The following is a 17,449-nucleotide window of genomic DNA, read 5'->3' on the forward strand; positions in this document are numbered from 1 at the left end:
TGAGCCCCGGCGAAATCTGGCCGGGGCTCACCTGTGTTTTCAGTTCTGCTTCTGGGCGAGGAGTTCGGTTCGGTCGATCGATCGCTTGAGGATCTTTCCCGTCGAACCCTTCGGGAGTGCGTCGATGAACTGGACGACTCGGGGAATCTTGTAGGCGGAGAGACGTTCCCGAGCCCACGAAGTGACGGCGTCTGCTTCGAGGTCGGAGCCTGGACGCACGGCCACCACTGCGGCAACTTCCTCCCCGTAGTAGTCGTCGGGTATGCCGATCACTGCGGCTTCGATGATGTCGGGGTGCTGGTAGAGCACCTCTTCGACCTCGCCCGGATAGACGTTGTATCCACCACGGATGATGAGGTCCTTCACTCGGTCGACGATGCGAAGGTCCCCGTCGGGATCGGTCTCACCGAGGTCTCCGGTGCGGAACCATCCGTCGTCGGAAAGAACGGCGGCGGTGTCTTCAGGGCGCTTCCAGTAACCCTTCATGACCGTCGGTCCTTTGATGAACACCTCGCCCACTGTGCCTGCCTCGCAGACATTTCCGTCGTGATCACGCACCTCGACCTCGGTGCGCGGTACGGCGCGGCCGGTGTATCCGATCTTTGCGACGCGGTCGATGCTGTTGAAAGTCCCGAACGCGCTCGTCTCGGTCAGGCCGTAGCCCTCGAGGATCGTGCAGTTGAACCGTGCTTCGAAGGCGCGAGCGACTTCACCGGGAAGTGATGCGCCACCGGAGATTGCGATCCTGAGTTGTTCGAAGTCGGAGCTGTCCACGTCGGCGGCGGCGTGCAGCATGGCATTCCACATGGTGGGGACACCGGCCATGATGGTGAGCTTGTCCCGGCGGACCAGGTCGAGCATGGCAGCGGGGTCGAACCGGGCGAGCAGGGACAGTGATCCGCCGCCGGTGAAGGTTGCCATCATGACCGAACCCTGGCCGAAGATATGGAAGAGCGGCAGTCCGGTTCCGGTGCGGTCCGAAGGGTTTCCGCGGCTGCTCTCGGCGCCGATCTCACCGGCGGACAACAAATTCCCGACGGTCAGCTGAGCGCCCTTCGGGCGTCCGGTGGTGCCGGAGGTGTAGAGAATCGCCGTTGTGTCTGCTGCGTCACGGTCGACCACAGTTGCGGGTGCATGATCGGCCTGCGCCGATTCTTCGGTGAGTGTCCACACCGGGACACCGCGCGCACTCCCTGCATCCTGGACTGCGGGACCGAGTTGATGCCACGCGATGGCCAGGGAAATCTCCGCGTCGTCCAGAACGTACTCGACTTCGGGTTGCGCCGACATCGTGTTGATCGGTACCACGACACAACCTGCGGCCTGAATTCCCATGTACGCCACGACGAATTCCGCTACCGACGGTGCCGCTAGGAGAACCCGATCGCCTACGCTCAACCCGGCATCGCGAATGCGGCCGGCGAACGCCAGGGACGCGTCGTGGAGCTGCCGGTAAGTCCAGTGTTCATCCGTGCCGCGGATCGCAGTGCTGTTTCGAATTGCGATGTTGTCCGGAGTGACTTCCGCGTGACGGGTCACCGGGTCGAGAACGCTAACCATGGTTCTGCCTTTCGGGAGGAATCGACCGATTGTGTGTCCTGGGTCTCACCAGAGCGTACACTTGAATCCGGCGTCAACATCGAGTCTGCTGGGATTGTCCCGAAATGATGTTGGCTCGGAAGGATGGGGAGCGCACCGTGCTCGATGACGAATCGCGAATTGCCGCCCTGCCGGTGGCTCCGCCTGCGCTGCTCCGAGATCGGCCCACCACCGAGCGGGGAACCCGCACGCGCGCAGCGCTGATTGCCGCTGCCCGGACGGTATTCGAGCGTAGTGGCTATCTCGATGCCCGTCTGATCGACATCGCCAAAGAAGCCGGCTGCGCGACGGGATCGTTCTACACCTACTTCGCGAACAAGGAAGAGGTCTTCGCCGCCGTCCTCGAGGTCGCGCGAGACGACATGATGCACCCGGGCATGGGACGCGTGGCGGGCGCAGACGATCCGTACGCCGTGCTCGAGGCAAGTAATCGAGCGTATCTGGCGGCGTATCAACGCAATGCGAAATTGATGGGGCTCATGGAGCAGGTTGCTCACATCGACCCGGAGTTCCGAAAGTTCCGCAGCGAGCGTGCCAATGCGTTCATGCGCCGTAATGCCCGCGGGATTGCAGATCTGCAGAGTCGTGGTATCGCGGACACGACGCTGGATCCAATGACAGCGTCAATTGCTCTGTCCGGCATGGTGAGTCGGCTCGCCTACAGTCTGTTCACCCTCCATGAGGGTGAGGTGGACGGGCGTTCGCCGGAGTTCGATCAGATTGTCGCCACGGTGACAGACCTGTGGGCTAACGCGCTGAAGTTCCCTGACCGATCCTGAAGCGGCAGGTCGCCCCGGCCGTATCGACGTTCGAGCGGCCGGGACGTGCCGAGTCTTGTTTCAGCTTTTCTCTGTTCAGCTTTTCTCTGTTCAGCTTTTCTCGACGACGCGAGCGACGGATTCGGCCACGACGACTGGCTTGTCGGAACCTTCGCGCTCAACCACCTGGCTCATCTTCACCTGGATTCCGCCGGGCAACTGCTCCGCGGACACAACGGTTGCACGCATGCGGACCCGGGATCCCACGGGAACGGGAGCGGGGAAGCGAACCTTGTCGTAGCCGTAATTGAGGCTGTGGGCGAAGCCGTCGAAGTGGATGAGTTGGTAGGAGAACTGTGGGCCCAGCGAGAGGCTGAAGAGTCCGTGCGCGATCGTGCTGCCGAGCGGGCTCGATGCGGCTCGTTCCGGGTCGACGTGAATCCACTGATGATCGTTTGTGGCTTCGGCGAACGCGTTGATGCGCTCCTGGGTGATGTCGTACCACTCCGTCGGGCCAAGTTCCTGGCCGATGAGCTTCTCGAGCTCGGCGAAGGTGGACGGGCGGACGGGCAATTGGTTTTCAGTCATCGTTGATCCCTTTACTCGCAGTTCAGGAGGACGGAACGGGCCGTTCGGGTGACCGTCGCGATTCGACGGTTGAAACTGACGCCGGATTCAACTATACATGAGGGGAGACGTGGATCACTGTCAGCGCGTAGGTATGACGCAAGCGAGAGGAATCGCTCATGAAGGTTGCCCAGAAGGTAGCAATTGTCACCGGTGGCGGCGGGGGGATCGGCGGTGCGTTGGCGCAGCGACTGGCCGCAGAGGGCGCTCGCGTCGTAGTAGCCGACCTCGACGGGGCGGCAGCTTCGGCAGTGGCAGAGGCGATCAACATGGAGCATCCCGGCGCAGCAGTGTCTGCGGGTGGCGACGTCTCCGACGAGACGGTCATTGCGGGCCTCATCGCGCAGGCGGAAAAGGAATTCGGCCCGGTCGACCTCTACTTCGCCAATGCCGGCGTCACCGGAGGCATGGGCCTCGACATCAGTGAGGACGTCTGGGACACGACGATCGACGTCAACGTTCGCGCCCACATTCGTGCCGCCAGGCTCCTCGTCCCTGGTTGGACCGAGCGCGGGGAAGGCTACTTCATCAGCACTGCCTCTGCTGCCGGCTTGCTCAGTCAGGTCGGGTCCGCCGCGTACTCGGTGACCAAACATGCCGCGGTCGCGTTTGCCGAGTGGCTCTCGATCACCTACGGAGATCAGGGCGTTCGCGTCAGTTGCCTGTGTCCGATGGGTGTCAACACCAAGCTTCTCTACGAAGGTGAGAACTCCGGCGATCCGGTCGGCAAGGCCGCAACCGGGGCTGTGCTTGCGGCAGGCAATGTTCTCGAGCCTGCTGAATGTGCCGAAATCGTTCTTGCCGCAGTAGATGCCGAGGAATTCCTCATCCTTCCGCACAAGAACGTTCTGGACATGTACCGGCAGAAGGGCGCCGACTACGACCGTTGGCTGCGCGGGATGCGCCGGTACCAGGCGTCGCTGCTCGCGGGAACGCGATGACCGAGGAACTCGTCCTCTCCGAGCAGAGAGGAGCGGTGCTGGTCCTGACATTCAATCGGCCCCGCGTTCTCAACGCGTGGACCAACGAGCTCGAAGATCAGTACTACGACCTTTTGGCCGCAGCAGACGATGATCCCAGTGTCCGAGCAATTGTTGTCACCGGCTCCGGTCGAGGATTCTGCTCGGGGGCTGACCTCGGCAATTTGAAGAACGTCGGCGACGTCTCCGAAAGTGATCTTGTCCGGCCGCGAGACCGTCATTTCCCGACCACCGTCCGCAAGCCGCTGATCGCCGCCGTCAACGGCGTCGCCGCAGGGCTCGGAATGGTCGAGGCTTTGTACTGCGACGTTCGTTTCGGTTCGAGCGCAACACGATTCACTACCGCGTTCGCGCGTCGAGGCCTGATTGCGGAGTACGGCATCTCCTGGATGTTGCCCCGCTTGGTCGGGCACAGTCGAGCAGTCGATCTTCTGCTTTCCAGCCGGATGGTGGATGCCGACGAGGCGTACCGCATCGGTTTGATCGACCACCTGGTCACCGGCGGTGACGTTCTGGACGCGGCGATTGCTTACGCCGAGGACATCGCGGCGAACTGCTCGCCGACGTCCCTCTCCGTCATCAAATCTCAGATGAGTGCCGACGCGCACTCGACCTTCACCGATTCCGCCAGGCGTGCGGAATCGCTGATGCTGAACGCATTTCACGGCCCGGACGTCGTCGAGGGTGTCAACAGCCATCTCGAACATCGAGCCCCCAATTTCCCTTCCCTCTCTGTCAGGAGTTCACATGTCAGTGTTTGAGTTCTCGGATCGCACCAAGAAGTACCAGGCCGAACTGCTCGATTTCATGGACAAGCACGTTTACCCGGCCGAAGCGGTCTACGAAGAGCAGATGCGTGAGTCCGGTAACCCGCACTTTCAGCCGCCGATCATCGACGACTTGAAGAAGGAAGCCAAGGCCCGCGGGCTGTGGAACCTCTTCCATCCCCATCCCGAATGGGGCCCCGGCCTGACCAACCTGGAATACGCACCGCTCGCGGAGATCATGGGCCGCAGCCACCTGGCCTCCGAGGCCACCAACTGCGCCGCTCCGGACACGGGAAACATGGAGGTGCTCACGCTCTTCGGCACCGACGAGCACAAGGAGAAGTACCTCAAGCCGCTTCTCGAAGGCGAAATTCGTTCCGCTTTCGCGATGACCGAGCCCGAGGTTGCCAGCTCCGACGCCACCAACATCCAGCTCCGTATGGACCGTGACGGCGACGAGTACGTGCTGAACGGCCGTAAGTGGTTCGCTTCCAACGCCTTGCACCAGAACTGCAAGGTTCTGATCGTCATGGGTAAGACCGACTTCAATGCCGCCACCCACCGTCAGCAGTCGATGATGGTCGTGCCGATCGATGCTCCCGGCGTCACGATCCTGCGCAACCTGCCGGTTTTCGGCTACCAGGACCGCGAAGGACACGGCGAGATCACTTTCGAGGACGTGCGCGTCCCGGCCAAGGACATTCTCGCCGGTGAGGGTGAAGGATTCGCGATCAGCCAGGCCCGCCTCGGCCCCGGCCGCATCCACCACTGCATGCGTGCAATCGGAATGGCCGAGCGCGCACTGGAACTGATGTGCAAGCGCGCATCCACCCGCATCACCTTCGGGAAGCCCGTCAGTGACAACGCGAATATCCAGGACTGGATCGCCGAGGCTCGTATCGACATCGAGATGGTTCGACTCCTCACACTCAAGGCCGCACACATGATGGACACGGTGGGCAACAAGGAAGCGCGCACCGAGATCGCAGCCATCAAGGTTGCGGCACCGAACATCGCGCTCAAGATCATCGACCGCGCCATCCAGGTTCACGGCGGTGGCGGCGTCACCGACGACTTCCCGCTCGCGATGGCTTACGCCCACATGCGCACCCTTCGCCTGGCCGACGGCCCGGACGAGGTGCACAAGCGCGCCATCGCCAAGCAGGAACTGCGCAAGTACCGCGAAGTCAAGGCGAACTGACATGGCAGGACTGGATCTCACCGGTAAGACGGCAATTGTCACGGGCGCATCGCGGGGCATCGGCCTCGCGACCGCGCAGGCGATTGCGGCGGCGGGCGGAAACGTCGTACTGACTTCGCGCTCACAGGAATCCGCAGATGCGGCTGCCGCGCAGGTGAACGGCAACGCGATCGGCGTCGGCGCTCACGCGACGGACGAGGATGCTGCACGCAAGTGCGTCGAGCAGACGATCGAGCGTTTCGGCAGTCTCGACATCTTGGTGAACAACGCGGGCACCAACCCGTCGTTCGGGCCGATCATCAACCAGGATCATTCGCGCTTCGCCAAGACTTTCGACGTCAACGTGTGGGCTCCAGTCCTGTGGACCGGCCTCGCAGCGCGGGCCTGGATGGGCGAGCACGGTGGTTCCGTGGTCAACACCGCTTCGATCGGCGGCATGGCGTTCGAGGCGGGAATCGGTACGTACAACGCGTCGAAGGCTGCTCTGATCCACATCACCAAGCAGTTGGCGCTCGAGTTGTCACCGAAGATTCGTGTCAACGCCGTTGCGCCGGGAGTGGTGAGAACCAAACTCGCCGAAGCTCTGTGGAAAGAACACGAAGAAGCGGTGTCCGCGTCGACTGCTCTCGGACGCATCGGTGAACCCGAGGACGTGGCCGCTGCCATTGCCTTCCTGGTTTCGGATGCAGCCCAGTGGATCACCGGCGAGATCATGACCATCGACGGTGGCCAGTTGTTGGGTGACGCACTCCCGTTCCGGCAGGGAGCGTCCGTCGGTGGCTAGCGTCGGAGTAGTGGGACTCGATACCGAAGCGGTCACCGGGTGGATCGCAGGCCTGGGGATCGACTTTTCCGGGCCGTTGTCCTTCGATCGAATCGGCTTGGGGCAGTCGAATCTCACGTACCTGGTTCGCGATCAGGACGGCAATCGCTGGGTGCTACGACGCCCACCGCTGGGGCATCTGCTGGCCTCGGCTCACGACGTGGCGCGTGAGGCTCGAATCCTGAGCGCTCTCGAATCCACCGACGTGCCTTCGCCGCGAGTATTCGGGTTGACCGAGGATCCTGCCGTCACCGAAGTTCCGCTGCTCCTCATGGAATTCGTGGACGGCGAAGTGGTGGACCGAATGCCTCTTGCTGAGGCGTTGTCGGAAGATCGTCGCCGGGCAATCGGAATCTCGCTCGCTCAGACGCTGGCGAAAATACACGCCGTCGACCTCGGGAAGGCCGGTCTCGACGACCTGGCAAGCCACAAGCCCTACGCTGCACGGCAGCTGAAGCGCTGGGGCGGACAGTGGGAACAGTCGAAGACGCGGGAATGTCCTGACCTGGACGATCTCACCCGACGTCTCATTGCAGCTCAGCCGGCTCACACCGAAACCACGTTGGTGCACGGCGACTTTCACCTACGCAACGTGATCACCTCCGCTGAGAACGGCGAAGTTGTCGCGGCCCTCGACTGGGAACTCTGCACACTCGGTGATCCGTTGGCCGATGTCGGAAGCTTGTTGGCGTACTGGCCGGCGGCCGGGGAGGACACTGGTGGCGATTTCCCGGCGTCAGCGCTCCCGGGATTCCCTTCGCGAGAGGAGATCTCCCGGATCTATCTCGAGGCCACCGGACGGGATCCGGCTGCGCTGAAGTTCTGGCACACCTTGGGGCTGTGGAAGATCGCCGTGATCGCCGAGGGCGTGATGCGTCGCGCCCGCGACGAACCGCAGAATGCCGCGGAGAGCGGAACTCCCACCGTGGAACGTATTGACGCCTTGGTAGCCAAAGCCAGGGAAATTGCAGATCAGGCCGGGATCTGACGAGATCGTCCGGTGTCCGTCGAATCACGAAAATTATGGAGGGCCAGTGAGCCAGGAACGTAGAACCGCAATTGTCACGGGTGCAGCACGCGGAATCGGTGCGGCAGTGGCCAAGCGACTGTCGGAAGACGGCTTTGCCGTTGCCGTGCTGGACCTCGACGAAGCAGCGTGTGCCGGAACCGTCGACGCGATCAAGGCCGCAGGCGGCCAGGCATTGGCCGTCGGCGCTGACGTCTCCGACGAGGCTTCGGTTGCTGCAGCGGTGGATCGTGTGGCCGCAGAACTCGGTGCACCTACCGTGCTGATCAACAATGCCGGCATCACTCGCGACAACCTTCTGTTCAAGATGAGCGTCGCCGAGTGGGATTCGGTGATGAACGTCCATCTGCGCGGAGCGTTCCTCATGTCGCGTGCGGTGCAGAAGTACATGGTGGAAGCGAAGTTCGGCCGCATCGTGAACCTCTCGAGCACGTCGGCTCTCGGCAACCGCGGACAGGTCAACTACTCCGCAGCCAAGGCCGGCATGCAGGGATTCACCAAGACATTGGCCTTCGAATTGGGCAAGTTCGGCGTCACCGCCAACGCCATTGCCCCCGGATTCATCGAAACCGAGATGACCGCCGCAACGGCAGAGCGCATGGGAGTCGGCTTCGAGGACTTCAAGACCGCTGCCGCTTCGCAGATTCCGGTCAACCGCGTCGGTCAGCCCGAGGACATCGCGCACACCGCGTCGTTCTTCGTCAGTGAAGGCGCGGGCTTCGTTTCCGGTCAGGTCGTCTACGTCGCCGGTGGACCGAAGGACTGACCGTCCGCTCACCGCTCGAACCGAAGGAATGGGCATGGCTTTCGACGAAGAGGCAGTATCGCGTGATCTCACCGAAAAGGTGAACACGCTTCTCGCGGAGAACGATCCGAACCGTTTGTCGGTGTCGGATTTCCTCGGCGCACGATTCGACGCCGGACTGGCGTGGGTTCATTTCCCCGAAGGTCATGGGGGACTCGGTGTACCGCAGAGCTTTCAGCGTCAGGTGAACGCTCAGCTGGAGGCCGCCGGCGCACCCGGCCCGGCCACCGGCAAGAACGGCATCGGACTCGGCATGGCGGCACCGACCATCGCCGCCTTCGGCACCGAGGAGCAGAAGCAGAAGTTCCTGCGCCCGTTGTGGACTGCGGAGACGGTCTACTGCCAGCTGTTCAGTGAACCGGGCGCAGGGTCGGACCTCGCGGCCGTCGCTACCCGCGCCGTCCGCGACGGCGACGACTGGATAGTCAACGGGCAGAAGGTATGGACGTCGGGCGCGCAGAATGCGCAGCTGGCGATTCTCGTGGCCAGGACCGATCCGTCACGTTCCAAGCATGCGGGTCTGAGCTACTTCATCTGCGACATGACCGATCCGGGCGTCGATGTCCGGCCGCTGCGTCAGATCACCGGCGAGGCCGAATTCAACGAGGTATTCCTCACGGACGTCAGGATTCCGGACGCCAATCGCCTCGGAGCCGAAGGCCAGGGTTGGAAGGTTGCGACCACCACCCTGAACAACGAGCGTGTTGCCATCGGTTCGGGCGCACCGCGTGAGGGAGGCATGATCGGAAAGGTCGCTCAGGCCTGGCGTGACGAGCCCGAGCTGCGTAATCCGGCGATGCACGACGAGTTGATGCGGCTCTGGACCGAATCCGAAGTTGCGCGTCTGACCGGTGAGCGACTGCGCCAGCAGCTCGCCGCCGGCCAGCCCGGCCCCGAAGGCTCGGGAATGAAGCTCGCGTTTGCCGGTTTGGCTCAGCAGATTTCGGGTTTCGACCTCGAGCTGCACGGCGAGGACGGTCTGCGCTACGACGACTGGACGCTGCGTCGACCGGATTCCGTCGACTTCACCGGGCGTGAACCCGGATACCGGTACCTGCGAGCCAAGGGCAATTCGATCGAGGGCGGAACGTCGGAGATCCTGCGCAACGTCATCGCAGAACGTGTACTCGGGTTGCCGCCCGAGCATCGCGTCGACAAGGACATCGCCTGGAAGGACTTACCCCGATGAGCGCCGATCTGCTGTACTCCGAGACCGAACAAGATCTGCGAGCCAGCGTCAGACGACTGCTGAGCGAGCGGGCCGGCGCCGACACCGTGGTCACGGCGTACGACGACGTGTCCGCCGACTTCACCGGGCTGTGGAAGTCGCTGGCGTCGGAACTCGGTTTGGCGGGACTGCTGGTACCCGAGGAACTGGGCGGGGCAGGTGCGTCGACGCGTGAGGCGGCGGTCGTGATGGAGGAGATCGGACGTGCGGTCGCTCCCGTTCCGTTCTTCACCAGCGCGGTGCTGGCGACGACGGCGTTGCTGAAGGCCGGCGAGACCGAGGTGCTCGGTCAATTGGCAGCGGGGGATTCGACGGCTGCTCTGGTCGTTCCGTTGTCCACTGCACCAGGAACTTTCACACCTACTGTCAAGGTAACGGCGAGTGGACTCGTCGGCAGCGTCACGACGGTTGCCGGCGTCGCCGAGTCCGATGTTCTTGTTGTTCCGGTTGCCGGTGAGAGCGGCCTGGAGCTGCACACCGTTCGGATCGCCGACGCTACCGTCACGCCGGTTCTGTCCCTGGACATGACGCGCCGATTGGCGGACGTCGAGTTCTCGGGTTCGTCGTCGGTCCGTGTCGACAGCGGCAATGCGGCGCAAGCGGTTGAGGAAGCGTTGCTCTGCGGAAGCGCACTTCTGGCGTCCGAACAGTTCGCTGTAGCTCAGTGGTGCCTCGAAACGACTCTCGCGTATGTGAAGGAGCGCAAGCAGTTCGGCCGGGCGATCGGTTCGTACCAGGCGATCAAGCACCGCCTCGCCGATCTCTGGCTCGAAGTCAGCTCTTCGGGAGCGGCAGCACGATATGCGGCGGACACCTATGCGCGCGGCGACGCCGATGCGGCGATCGCAGCGACGGTGGCCCAGGCATTCTGCAGCGGCGTCGCGGTTCATGCTGCGGAGGAATGCGTCCAACTTCATGGTGGTATCGGAATGACGTGGGAGTATCCGGCGCACCTGTACCTCAAACGGGCGAAGAGCGATCAGCTGTCGCTGGGAACCGCGTATCAGCATCGGGCGCGCCTCGCCGAGTTGGTCGACCTCCCGATCTCGTCCTGAAACTCACCCACTATCTGTCTGGAGAATTGCTGTGAAGGCTTGGCGCGTCAACGAACTCGGTCAACCCCGCGATGTGCTCGCGTTGGAGGAGACCGCGGATCCCACCCCGAATGCGACGGAGATGTTGGTCAAGGTGCTGGCGGCTCCGGCCAACTTCCCCGACGTCCTCATGTGCCGGGGTGAGTACCAGATCAAGCCGCCGCTGCCCTTCACACCCGGTGTCGAACTGTGTGGTGAAGTGGTCTCGGTCGGTGAATCGGTGACCAAGTTCGCAGTGGGGGACCGGGTGATCGGTAATCCGAGTCTGCCGTCCGGCGGATTCGCCGAGTACTCGGTACTGGATCAGAACAACACGTTCCCGGCGCCGTCGGCTCTCGACGACGCGGAAGCATCCGCTCTGAGCATCGGCTATCAGACAGCGTGGTTCGCTCTGCATCGCCGCACCCAACTGCTCGAGGGTGAGACGTTGTTGGTCCACGCTGCTGCGGGTGGTGTCGGTAGTGCGGCAGTGCAACTCGGCAAGGCGGCAGGCGCCAAGGTCATCGGTGTGGTCGGCGGCCCGGACAAGGCCGAGTACGCGCGCAAGCTCGGCGCAGACCTCGTCGTAGACCGTCACAGTGAAGACTTCGTGGCAGCGGTCAAGGAGTTCACCGGCGGCAAGGGCGCCGACGTGGTCTTCGATCCGGTCGGCGGCGACGCCTACGCGAAGTCCACCAAGTGCATCGCCTTCGAGGGACGGATCGTCATCATCGGCTTCGCCGGTGGCACGATCCCGCAGCCGGCACTCAATCACGCTCTCATCAAGAACTATTCGATCATCGGACTGCACTGGGGGCTGTACAAGGCCTACAACCAGCAGGCCATCGACGACTGCCACGTCGAGCTCACCAGGCTCGCCGATGCCGGCTTGGTCAAACCACTGATCAGTGAGCGGTTGTCGTTGACGGACGTTGCCGACGGTATCGGTCGCCTCGGCGACGGCACCACTGTCGGTCGCGTCGTTTTCCAGCCCTGATTCTTGCTGTGCGCCTTTATTAACCCCCGGCGGTTAATAAAGGCGCACAGCACTTCGTGTTCGACGAAAGGTTTCCCCGATGAGGCAAGCTGTCATCGTTTCCACCGCCCGTACCCCGATCGGTAAGGCGTACCGCGGCGCGTTCAACAACACTCAGGCTCAAGAGCTTGCTGCACATGCCATTTCGAATGCAGTTCAGCGCGCGGGCCTCGAGGGCGGCGAGGTCGAGGACGTCATCCTCGGCGCCGCGCTGCAGCAGGGATCTTCCGGCGGCAACGTCGCACGGCAAGCGGTGCTGCGGGCCGGGCTTCCGGACTCGGTTTCCGGAATGACGATCGATCGTCAGTGCTCGTCCGGGCTCATGGCCATCGCGACCGCAGCAAAGCAGATCGTGGACGACGGAATGCAGATCGCGGTCGGCGGCGGAGTCGAATCGATCTCGTTGGTCCAGAACGATCATATGAACAACTTCCGCGCGGCTGATCCGTGGCTGAAGGAAAACAAGCCGTCGATCTACATGCCGATGCTGCACACGGCCGAGATCGTCGCCGAGCGCTACGGAGTGACCCGCGAGCAGCAGGACGAGTTCGCGCTCGTCTCGCAGCAGCGAACCGCAGCAGCTCAGAACGCAGGTCGGTTCGATCTCGAGATCGTCCCGCTGCCCTCGATCAAGCAGGTGCAGGACAAGGAGACGGGTGAGATCCGCAGCGAGTCCGTGACGCTGACCCTGGACGAAGGCAACCGCGCTTCCACCACATTGGAAGGGCTGTCGAGTTTGCGACCGGTTCTGGCCGACGGGACTGTCAGTGCGCATTCCTCCATCACTGCGGGCAACTCGTCTCAGCTCTCGGACGGTGCCTCCGCTTCGGTGCTGATGGAGGCAGGCGAGGCGGAACGCCGCGGGTTGGCTCCTCTCGGTATCTACCGTGGGATGGCTGTCGCGGGTTGTGCTCCCGACGAGATGGGCATCGGACCGGTGTTCGCGATTCCGCGTCTGCTGGATCTTCACGGACTGAAGGTCGACGACATCGATCTCTGGGAACTCAACGAGGCCTTCGCCTCTCAGGCCCTGTACTGCCGCGACAAGCTCGGGATCGATCCCGAGAAGTACAACGTCGACGGCGGCGGTATCTCCGTCGGCCATCCGTACGGAATGACGGGTGCTCGTCTGGTCGGCCATGCTCTTCTTGAAGGAAAACGGCGCGGAGCCAAGCTCGTGGTGGTGACCATGTGCATCGGCGGCGGCATGGGTGCTGCCGGGCTTTTCGAGGTCGCATGAGCTTGATCGAGGGACTGTTCGACGTCAGTGGCAAGACCGTTGTGGTCACCGGTGGATCACGCGGCATCGGATACATGATCGCTCGTGGATTTGTCGAAGGCGGAGCGACGGTCGTCATTTCGGCCCGAAAAGCCGAAGCCTGTGACGAAGCCGCGCGAGAGCTTTCGGAGTTCGGCACCTGCATCTCGCATCCGGCCGATCTGTCCACGGACGAGGGGATCGAGAGCCTCGCTGCGAAGGTCGCCGAGATTTCGCCGACGCTCGACGTACTGGTCAACAACGCCGGTGCCACGTGGGGAGCTCCCGTCGACGATTTTCCGGCTGCCGGCTTCGACAAGATTTTCGACATCAATGTCAAGGCAATCTTCCTCTTGACGCAGAAGCTGTTGCCGCAGCTGCGTTCTGCGGCCACTGCGGAAGATCCCGCGCGCGTGATCAATATCGGATCGATCGACGGACTCGTGGTGTCGGGGTCGGAGAACTTCTCGTACGGAGCCAGTAAGGCTGCGGTGCACATGTTGACGCGCAAGCTCGCGGCAACGCTTGCGGGGGAACAGATCACGGTCAATGCCATTGCGCCGGGCCCGTTCCCGTCGAAGATGATGGCATTCCTCCTCGAGGACGAGCAAAGTGCAAAGGCCGTGGCGGACTCGGTCCCGTTGGGCAGGGTCGGAACTCCCCAGGATGCTGCAGGTCTTGCCATTTTCCTGGCTTCACGTGCCGGGGCTTATCTGACCGGCGCGGTGATTCCACTCGACGGCGGTGCGAGCGGAGCGCGCTGACCTACTGACTGATCTTCTCTGTCCGAAAAGGCCTGAAAGTCTGAACTACTATGACTTTCAGGCCTTTTCGCGTCTTTGTCTGATTGGGTTATCTGTGACTGCAGTTGCTAGATTGTCCGAGGTTCGGGGGGAACGACGACGACAACACCAACAATCCCGGCCATGGGGGAGTCATGTTTCGCGCGGGGAGATCGTTGGGGGTGTTCGGGGTAGTTGCTGCTCTGGCAGCTGCTGCCGTCACGGCGGTGGCTTCGCCGGCGATGGCTGCGCCGGGATGCGTCGGAGTCAGTGGCGTCGGTAGTAGTGGAGGTCCGGCCAATGCGGCGCCGTGGCTCAACGGCAACACCGGAGGGTTGCCAGGTCTGTCCGGTCGTACTACCGCGATCGAAAAGATCACCGGCACATACAGTCCCAACAAGACGGTTGATCGCTTCAATGTCCTGGGAACCGACCTGGGCATCATGTGGGACAACGGTGCGGGGCAGATTCTGACCGCTTTCGGCGATACCACCGGGCTCAGTCGTAACCCCACCTGCGACGGTTTGGTGGGCGAGTGGCGAAGTAATGTGCTCTTCCGCAGCTCGGATCGGGTACTCGCCGACGGGATGCGCATCGACAGCGCGCCGAAGGACGGTACCGGTCAGGCGCGTGAGATCATCTCCGGTCTGAAGATTCCGGGCGTCGAGGCTTCCAGTATCCCCACGAGCGGCATAGCAGTGAACGGTGTGCAGTATCTGAGCTACATGTCGGTGCGCAACTGGGGCGAGGCCGGGCAGTGGAGTACAAACTACTCACAGATTGCCACCTCCTCGGACAACGGCGAGACGTGGACCATGCGTCCGGAGACGCTGCGCCCCAATATCGGTGGGGTTCTTCCCGCGGGTGTCGCCCCCGTCGCCGGTAGCGAGAACTTTCAGATGAGCTCGATGGTGAAGGACGGCGGGTTCGTCTACAACTACGGAACCCCCGCGGGACGATCCGGCGAGGTTCGACTTTCTCGCGTGCCCGAGGGGGCGATCCTCGATCTTTCCGCCTACGAGTACTGGAACGGAAACGGCTGGATCCGAGCTGATCCCGCTGCGGCCGTACCCGTCATGGGCGGCCGCATCGGGGAGATCTCCGTTCAGTACAACGAGTTCCTCGGCAAGTTCGTGGCGATGTACGCCGACGCGTTCAGTTCGATCGTGATGCGAACCGCTCCCAGTCCGGTCGGTCCGTGGACGGCACCGGAAACATTGGTCAATCTGGTCGAGGTTCCCGGTATCTACGCTGCATACATCCACCCGTGGTCCAGTGGTTCGGATCTGTACTTCCTTGCCACCACGTGGGCCGACTACAACGTCATGTTGATGCGTACGACGCTCGTTCGCTGATCCGACTCACGTTTGCGCTGACTCAGGTTTGCGCCGAGTTACATTTGCGTTGGTTGGAGGTACACGATCTCCTCGGTGATCGGCGCGTCGTCATCGGCGTCGGTCGGCGGTTCTTGTCGGCGGCGCCACCAGATGGTGAACAGGACGGCTCCGATCACCAAGGCAGCCAGAGCGATTACCGCCACCCAGAATTTCGGGCCGTAGTATCCGACAAGGACCATGCGCATGGCGTTGCGCGCCCACGTGAGTGGCATCAGGGCGTGCAGCCACTGCAGAACCGTCGGCATCTGTTCGATGGGGTACACCGCGCCGAAGGCGAAGATCTGAATCATCAAGGCGCCCAAAGCGATGAAGGTTCCGTTGACGGCTCCGAACACAACGGTGAAGAGCCTGCCCGAGCTGACCGCGGCGGCACCCACCAGGATCATCACTGCGATCATCGCCAGAACACTAGGTGGTTCGACGTTTGCCACGGTCAGTGACACCACCGACAACACGAGCGCCGCGACCAAGGTGACCAGGGCGGGAATGCGGTAGCGGCGCAGCCCCTCACGCACCACGCTGGTGTGCGAGTTCAGTGAACGTCCGCGTCGTGGACGGACGACGAACCACGTGAGAATTCCGCACAGGAACAGTGCCACCGAGATTACGGCAGGGACGGCTCCCGGTCCGAAACCGGCTGCGGGATAGTTGTTCCGCGCGTCGACGGCAACCGGGGACGAGAGCAGATTGGCTGTGGTGGCGCGTTCCTCGTCCGAGAACTGCGGCACCTGGGCGGCGCCGTCGGACAAACCGGTGGCGAGTTCTGCGCTGCCCGCGTCGAGCTCGCCGACGCCGGCCGATAGCTGCCCGAGACCGTCACGGAGCGCAATACTTCCGGTGTCCAACTGCCCGAGGCCGGTGGAGAGTTCCTGTGCGCCGGTAGCGAGTTGGCCTGCGCCGTCGGACAGTTGGCCTAGTCCCGTGTTGAGTTCACCTGCACCGGCCGCCGCGGCAAGAAGCCCGCCACGGTAGTCGCTGCTCGGATCGGTGAGTTGGCGCGAGATCTCCCGCGCACCGTCGCGAAGCTGGCCGAGCTGACCGATCACGTCGTCGTCCGACGGTTGTGCAGTCAGGGAAGCCCGCAGTCCACCCAGGGCTTCGACGAGTCCGGCGGAGACCGGATCGGCCGAGTTTCGAAGCATCGACGTGAGGGCGTCGATCTGACCGACGACGGCGTCCGAGGACCCCGCGAGGTCGAGTACCGGGGTGGTGACCATGTCGACCACTTCGCTGATCTGACGGGCGCCTGCGCCGAGTTCGTCGGTTCCCCCGACCAACTGGTTGAGTCCGCTGCTCAGCTCGCCCGAGCCTGCAGCAGCTTCGTTCGCTCCAGCAGCCAGCTCGCCGGCTCCGGCGGCCAGCTCCTTGCCGCCTTGATTCGCTTCACCCATGCCGGTGGCGAGTTCCTTGCTTCCGGCGTAGAGCTCGTTGGTTCCGGCGAGTGCCTCGGAGGATCCGTCGGAGAGTTGTTGCGCGCCAGCGGCTGCTTCACCGAATCCTGTTCCGAGTTCACCCAACCCGACCAGCACCTGGTCGATGGACTGCTCGCCGATCGACTCGGAGACCGCCGAGCGCACCTGAGCGATGATGCTTTCACCGACCGGGCCGGCGACCAGACTGTTGTAATCGTTGTACAAGACGTCGAGTTCGGCCTTGCGGCCCGAACCCGATGCGGCACTGGCCACGTCTGCGCTGAAAGTCTTGGGAATGACGACCGAGAAGTAGTAGGTGCCGTCGTTGACGCCGTCGGCGGCTTCCTGTTCCGAGACGACCTTCCATGCAACGTCTCCGCTCTCGACGAGCGCGGCAACAACTTCATCGCCGGCTTGCAGACGTGTTCCGTCGAGTTCTGTGCCGGCATCGGCGTTGACGATGGCGACGGGCAAGCGGTTGACCGTGTCGCCCGGATCCCACAGTGCCCACATGTAGAACGCCGCAATCGACAGCGGTGCGATGACGAGGACAGCGAGAACTGTCCGGATGATGTGCGTGCGTCGCGTCGTGGCCGCGTTGTCGACTACGGGTTGTGGCGCCATGTGGAGCTCTCTTCTCGTGGACCGAAGCAGTTGTGGCACGAAAGGAAGCCAC

General features: G+C 63.0%; 16 protein-coding genes. 13 read left to right on the top strand and 3 right to left on the bottom strand.

All coding sequences use genetic code 11. The annotated features are described in order from the left end of the window. Positions 1-39: 39 nt before the first annotated feature. The gene (locus H351_RS05785; protein ID WP_029256474.1) at positions 40-1,560 is read right to left on the bottom strand and encodes an AMP-binding protein; all 1,521 of its coding nucleotides are present in this window, start codon (positions 1,558-1,560) and stop codon (positions 40-42) included. A gap of 104 nt (positions 1,561-1,664) precedes the next feature. Between H351_RS05785 and H351_RS05790 the strand changes: the two genes are divergently transcribed. After that, positions 1,665-2,378 (top strand): TetR/AcrR family transcriptional regulator, encoded by a 714-nt coding sequence (locus tag H351_RS05790; protein ID WP_029256473.1) that lies wholly within the window; start codon positions 1,665-1,667, stop codon positions 2,376-2,378. A gap of 90 nt (positions 2,379-2,468) precedes the next feature. Here H351_RS05790 and H351_RS05795 read toward each other — a convergent pair whose 3' ends face one another. Next, positions 2,469-2,945, bottom strand: coding sequence for a MaoC family dehydratase (locus H351_RS05795; RefSeq protein ID WP_003942878.1), 477 nt, complete (start codon positions 2,943-2,945; stop codon positions 2,469-2,471). A 158-nt stretch (positions 2,946-3,103) separates the two neighbouring features. Here H351_RS05795 and H351_RS05800 point away from each other — a divergent pair, with 158 nt between their 5' ends. The 12 genes from H351_RS05800 to H351_RS05855 all read left to right on the top strand — a co-directional run bounded on the left by H351_RS05800 (position 3,104) and on the right by H351_RS05855 (position 15,319). Next, positions 3,104-3,925 (top strand): SDR family oxidoreductase, encoded by an 822-nt coding sequence (locus tag H351_RS05800; protein WP_020909431.1) that lies wholly within the window; start codon positions 3,104-3,106, stop codon positions 3,923-3,925. After that, positions 3,922-4,725, top strand: a complete 804-nt coding sequence (locus tag H351_RS05805; protein WP_029256472.1) for an enoyl-CoA hydratase-related protein — start codon at positions 3,922-3,924, stop codon at positions 4,723-4,725. Before H351_RS05800 ends, H351_RS05805 begins: the two co-directional genes overlap by 4 nt. Then, positions 4,712-5,932 carry an acyl-CoA dehydrogenase family protein gene (locus tag H351_RS05810; RefSeq protein ID WP_019745701.1) on the top strand — a complete coding sequence of 407 codons (1,221 nt, stop codon included), beginning with the start codon at positions 4,712-4,714 and terminating at the stop codon, positions 5,930-5,932. The genes H351_RS05805 and H351_RS05810 overlap by 14 nt, the downstream gene beginning before the upstream one ends. A 1-nt stretch (position 5,933) precedes the next feature. After that, positions 5,934-6,716 (top strand): SDR family oxidoreductase, encoded by a 783-nt coding sequence (locus tag H351_RS05815; RefSeq protein ID WP_007730827.1) that lies wholly within the window; start codon positions 5,934-5,936, stop codon positions 6,714-6,716. Beyond that, the gene (locus H351_RS05820) at positions 6,709-7,743 is read left to right on the top strand and encodes a phosphotransferase family protein (RefSeq protein WP_029256471.1); all 1,035 of its coding nucleotides are present in this window, start codon (positions 6,709-6,711) and stop codon (positions 7,741-7,743) included. Before H351_RS05815 ends, H351_RS05820 begins: the two co-directional genes overlap by 8 nt. 46 nt (positions 7,744-7,789) lie before the next feature. Further along, a complete protein-coding gene (gene fabG / locus H351_RS05825; protein WP_020909429.1) occupies positions 7,790-8,548 on the top strand; it encodes a 3-oxoacyl-ACP reductase FabG in 759 nt (252 codons plus the stop codon). Between the two features lie 34 nt (positions 8,549-8,582). Further along, positions 8,583-9,776 carry an acyl-CoA dehydrogenase family protein gene (locus H351_RS05830; RefSeq protein WP_029256470.1) on the top strand — a complete coding sequence of 398 codons (1,194 nt, stop codon included), beginning with the start codon at positions 8,583-8,585 and terminating at the stop codon, positions 9,774-9,776. Next, complete coding sequence (locus H351_RS05835; RefSeq protein WP_021345810.1) at positions 9,773-10,870, top strand: acyl-CoA dehydrogenase family protein; 1,098 nt, start codon at positions 9,773-9,775, stop codon at positions 10,868-10,870. The genes H351_RS05830 and H351_RS05835 overlap by 4 nt, the downstream gene beginning before the upstream one ends. Positions 10,871-10,901: 31 nt before the next feature. After that, positions 10,902-11,885 (top strand): NADPH:quinone oxidoreductase family protein, encoded by a 984-nt coding sequence (locus H351_RS05840; protein WP_003943088.1) that lies wholly within the window; start codon positions 10,902-10,904, stop codon positions 11,883-11,885. 79 nt (positions 11,886-11,964) lie between these two features. Continuing rightward, on the top strand, positions 11,965-13,164 hold the full coding sequence (locus tag H351_RS05845) for an acetyl-CoA C-acyltransferase (RefSeq protein WP_029256469.1): 1,200 nt from the start codon (positions 11,965-11,967) through the stop codon (positions 13,162-13,164). Continuing rightward, positions 13,161-13,946 carry a RhlG family 3-oxoacyl-ACP reductase gene (locus H351_RS05850; protein WP_020909426.1) on the top strand — a complete coding sequence of 262 codons (786 nt, stop codon included), beginning with the start codon at positions 13,161-13,163 and terminating at the stop codon, positions 13,944-13,946. The genes H351_RS05845 and H351_RS05850 overlap by 4 nt, the downstream gene beginning before the upstream one ends. Positions 13,947-14,119: 173 nt before the next feature. Next, positions 14,120-15,319, top strand: coding sequence for a DUF4185 domain-containing protein (locus H351_RS05855; RefSeq protein ID WP_019745693.1), 1,200 nt, complete (start codon positions 14,120-14,122; stop codon positions 15,317-15,319). 38 nt (positions 15,320-15,357) lie between these two features. On the opposite strand, the gene H351_RS05860 is transcribed toward H351_RS05855, so the two are convergent. Further along, complete coding sequence (locus H351_RS05860) at positions 15,358-17,397, bottom strand: YhgE/Pip domain-containing protein (protein ID WP_037119893.1); 2,040 nt, start codon at positions 17,395-17,397, stop codon at positions 15,358-15,360. Positions 17,398-17,449 lie beyond the last annotated feature (52 nt).

This window comes from Rhodococcus erythropolis R138 (assembly GCF_000696675.2).
Taxonomy (GTDB): domain Bacteria; phylum Actinomycetota; class Actinomycetes; order Mycobacteriales; family Mycobacteriaceae; genus Rhodococcus_F; species Rhodococcus_F erythropolis.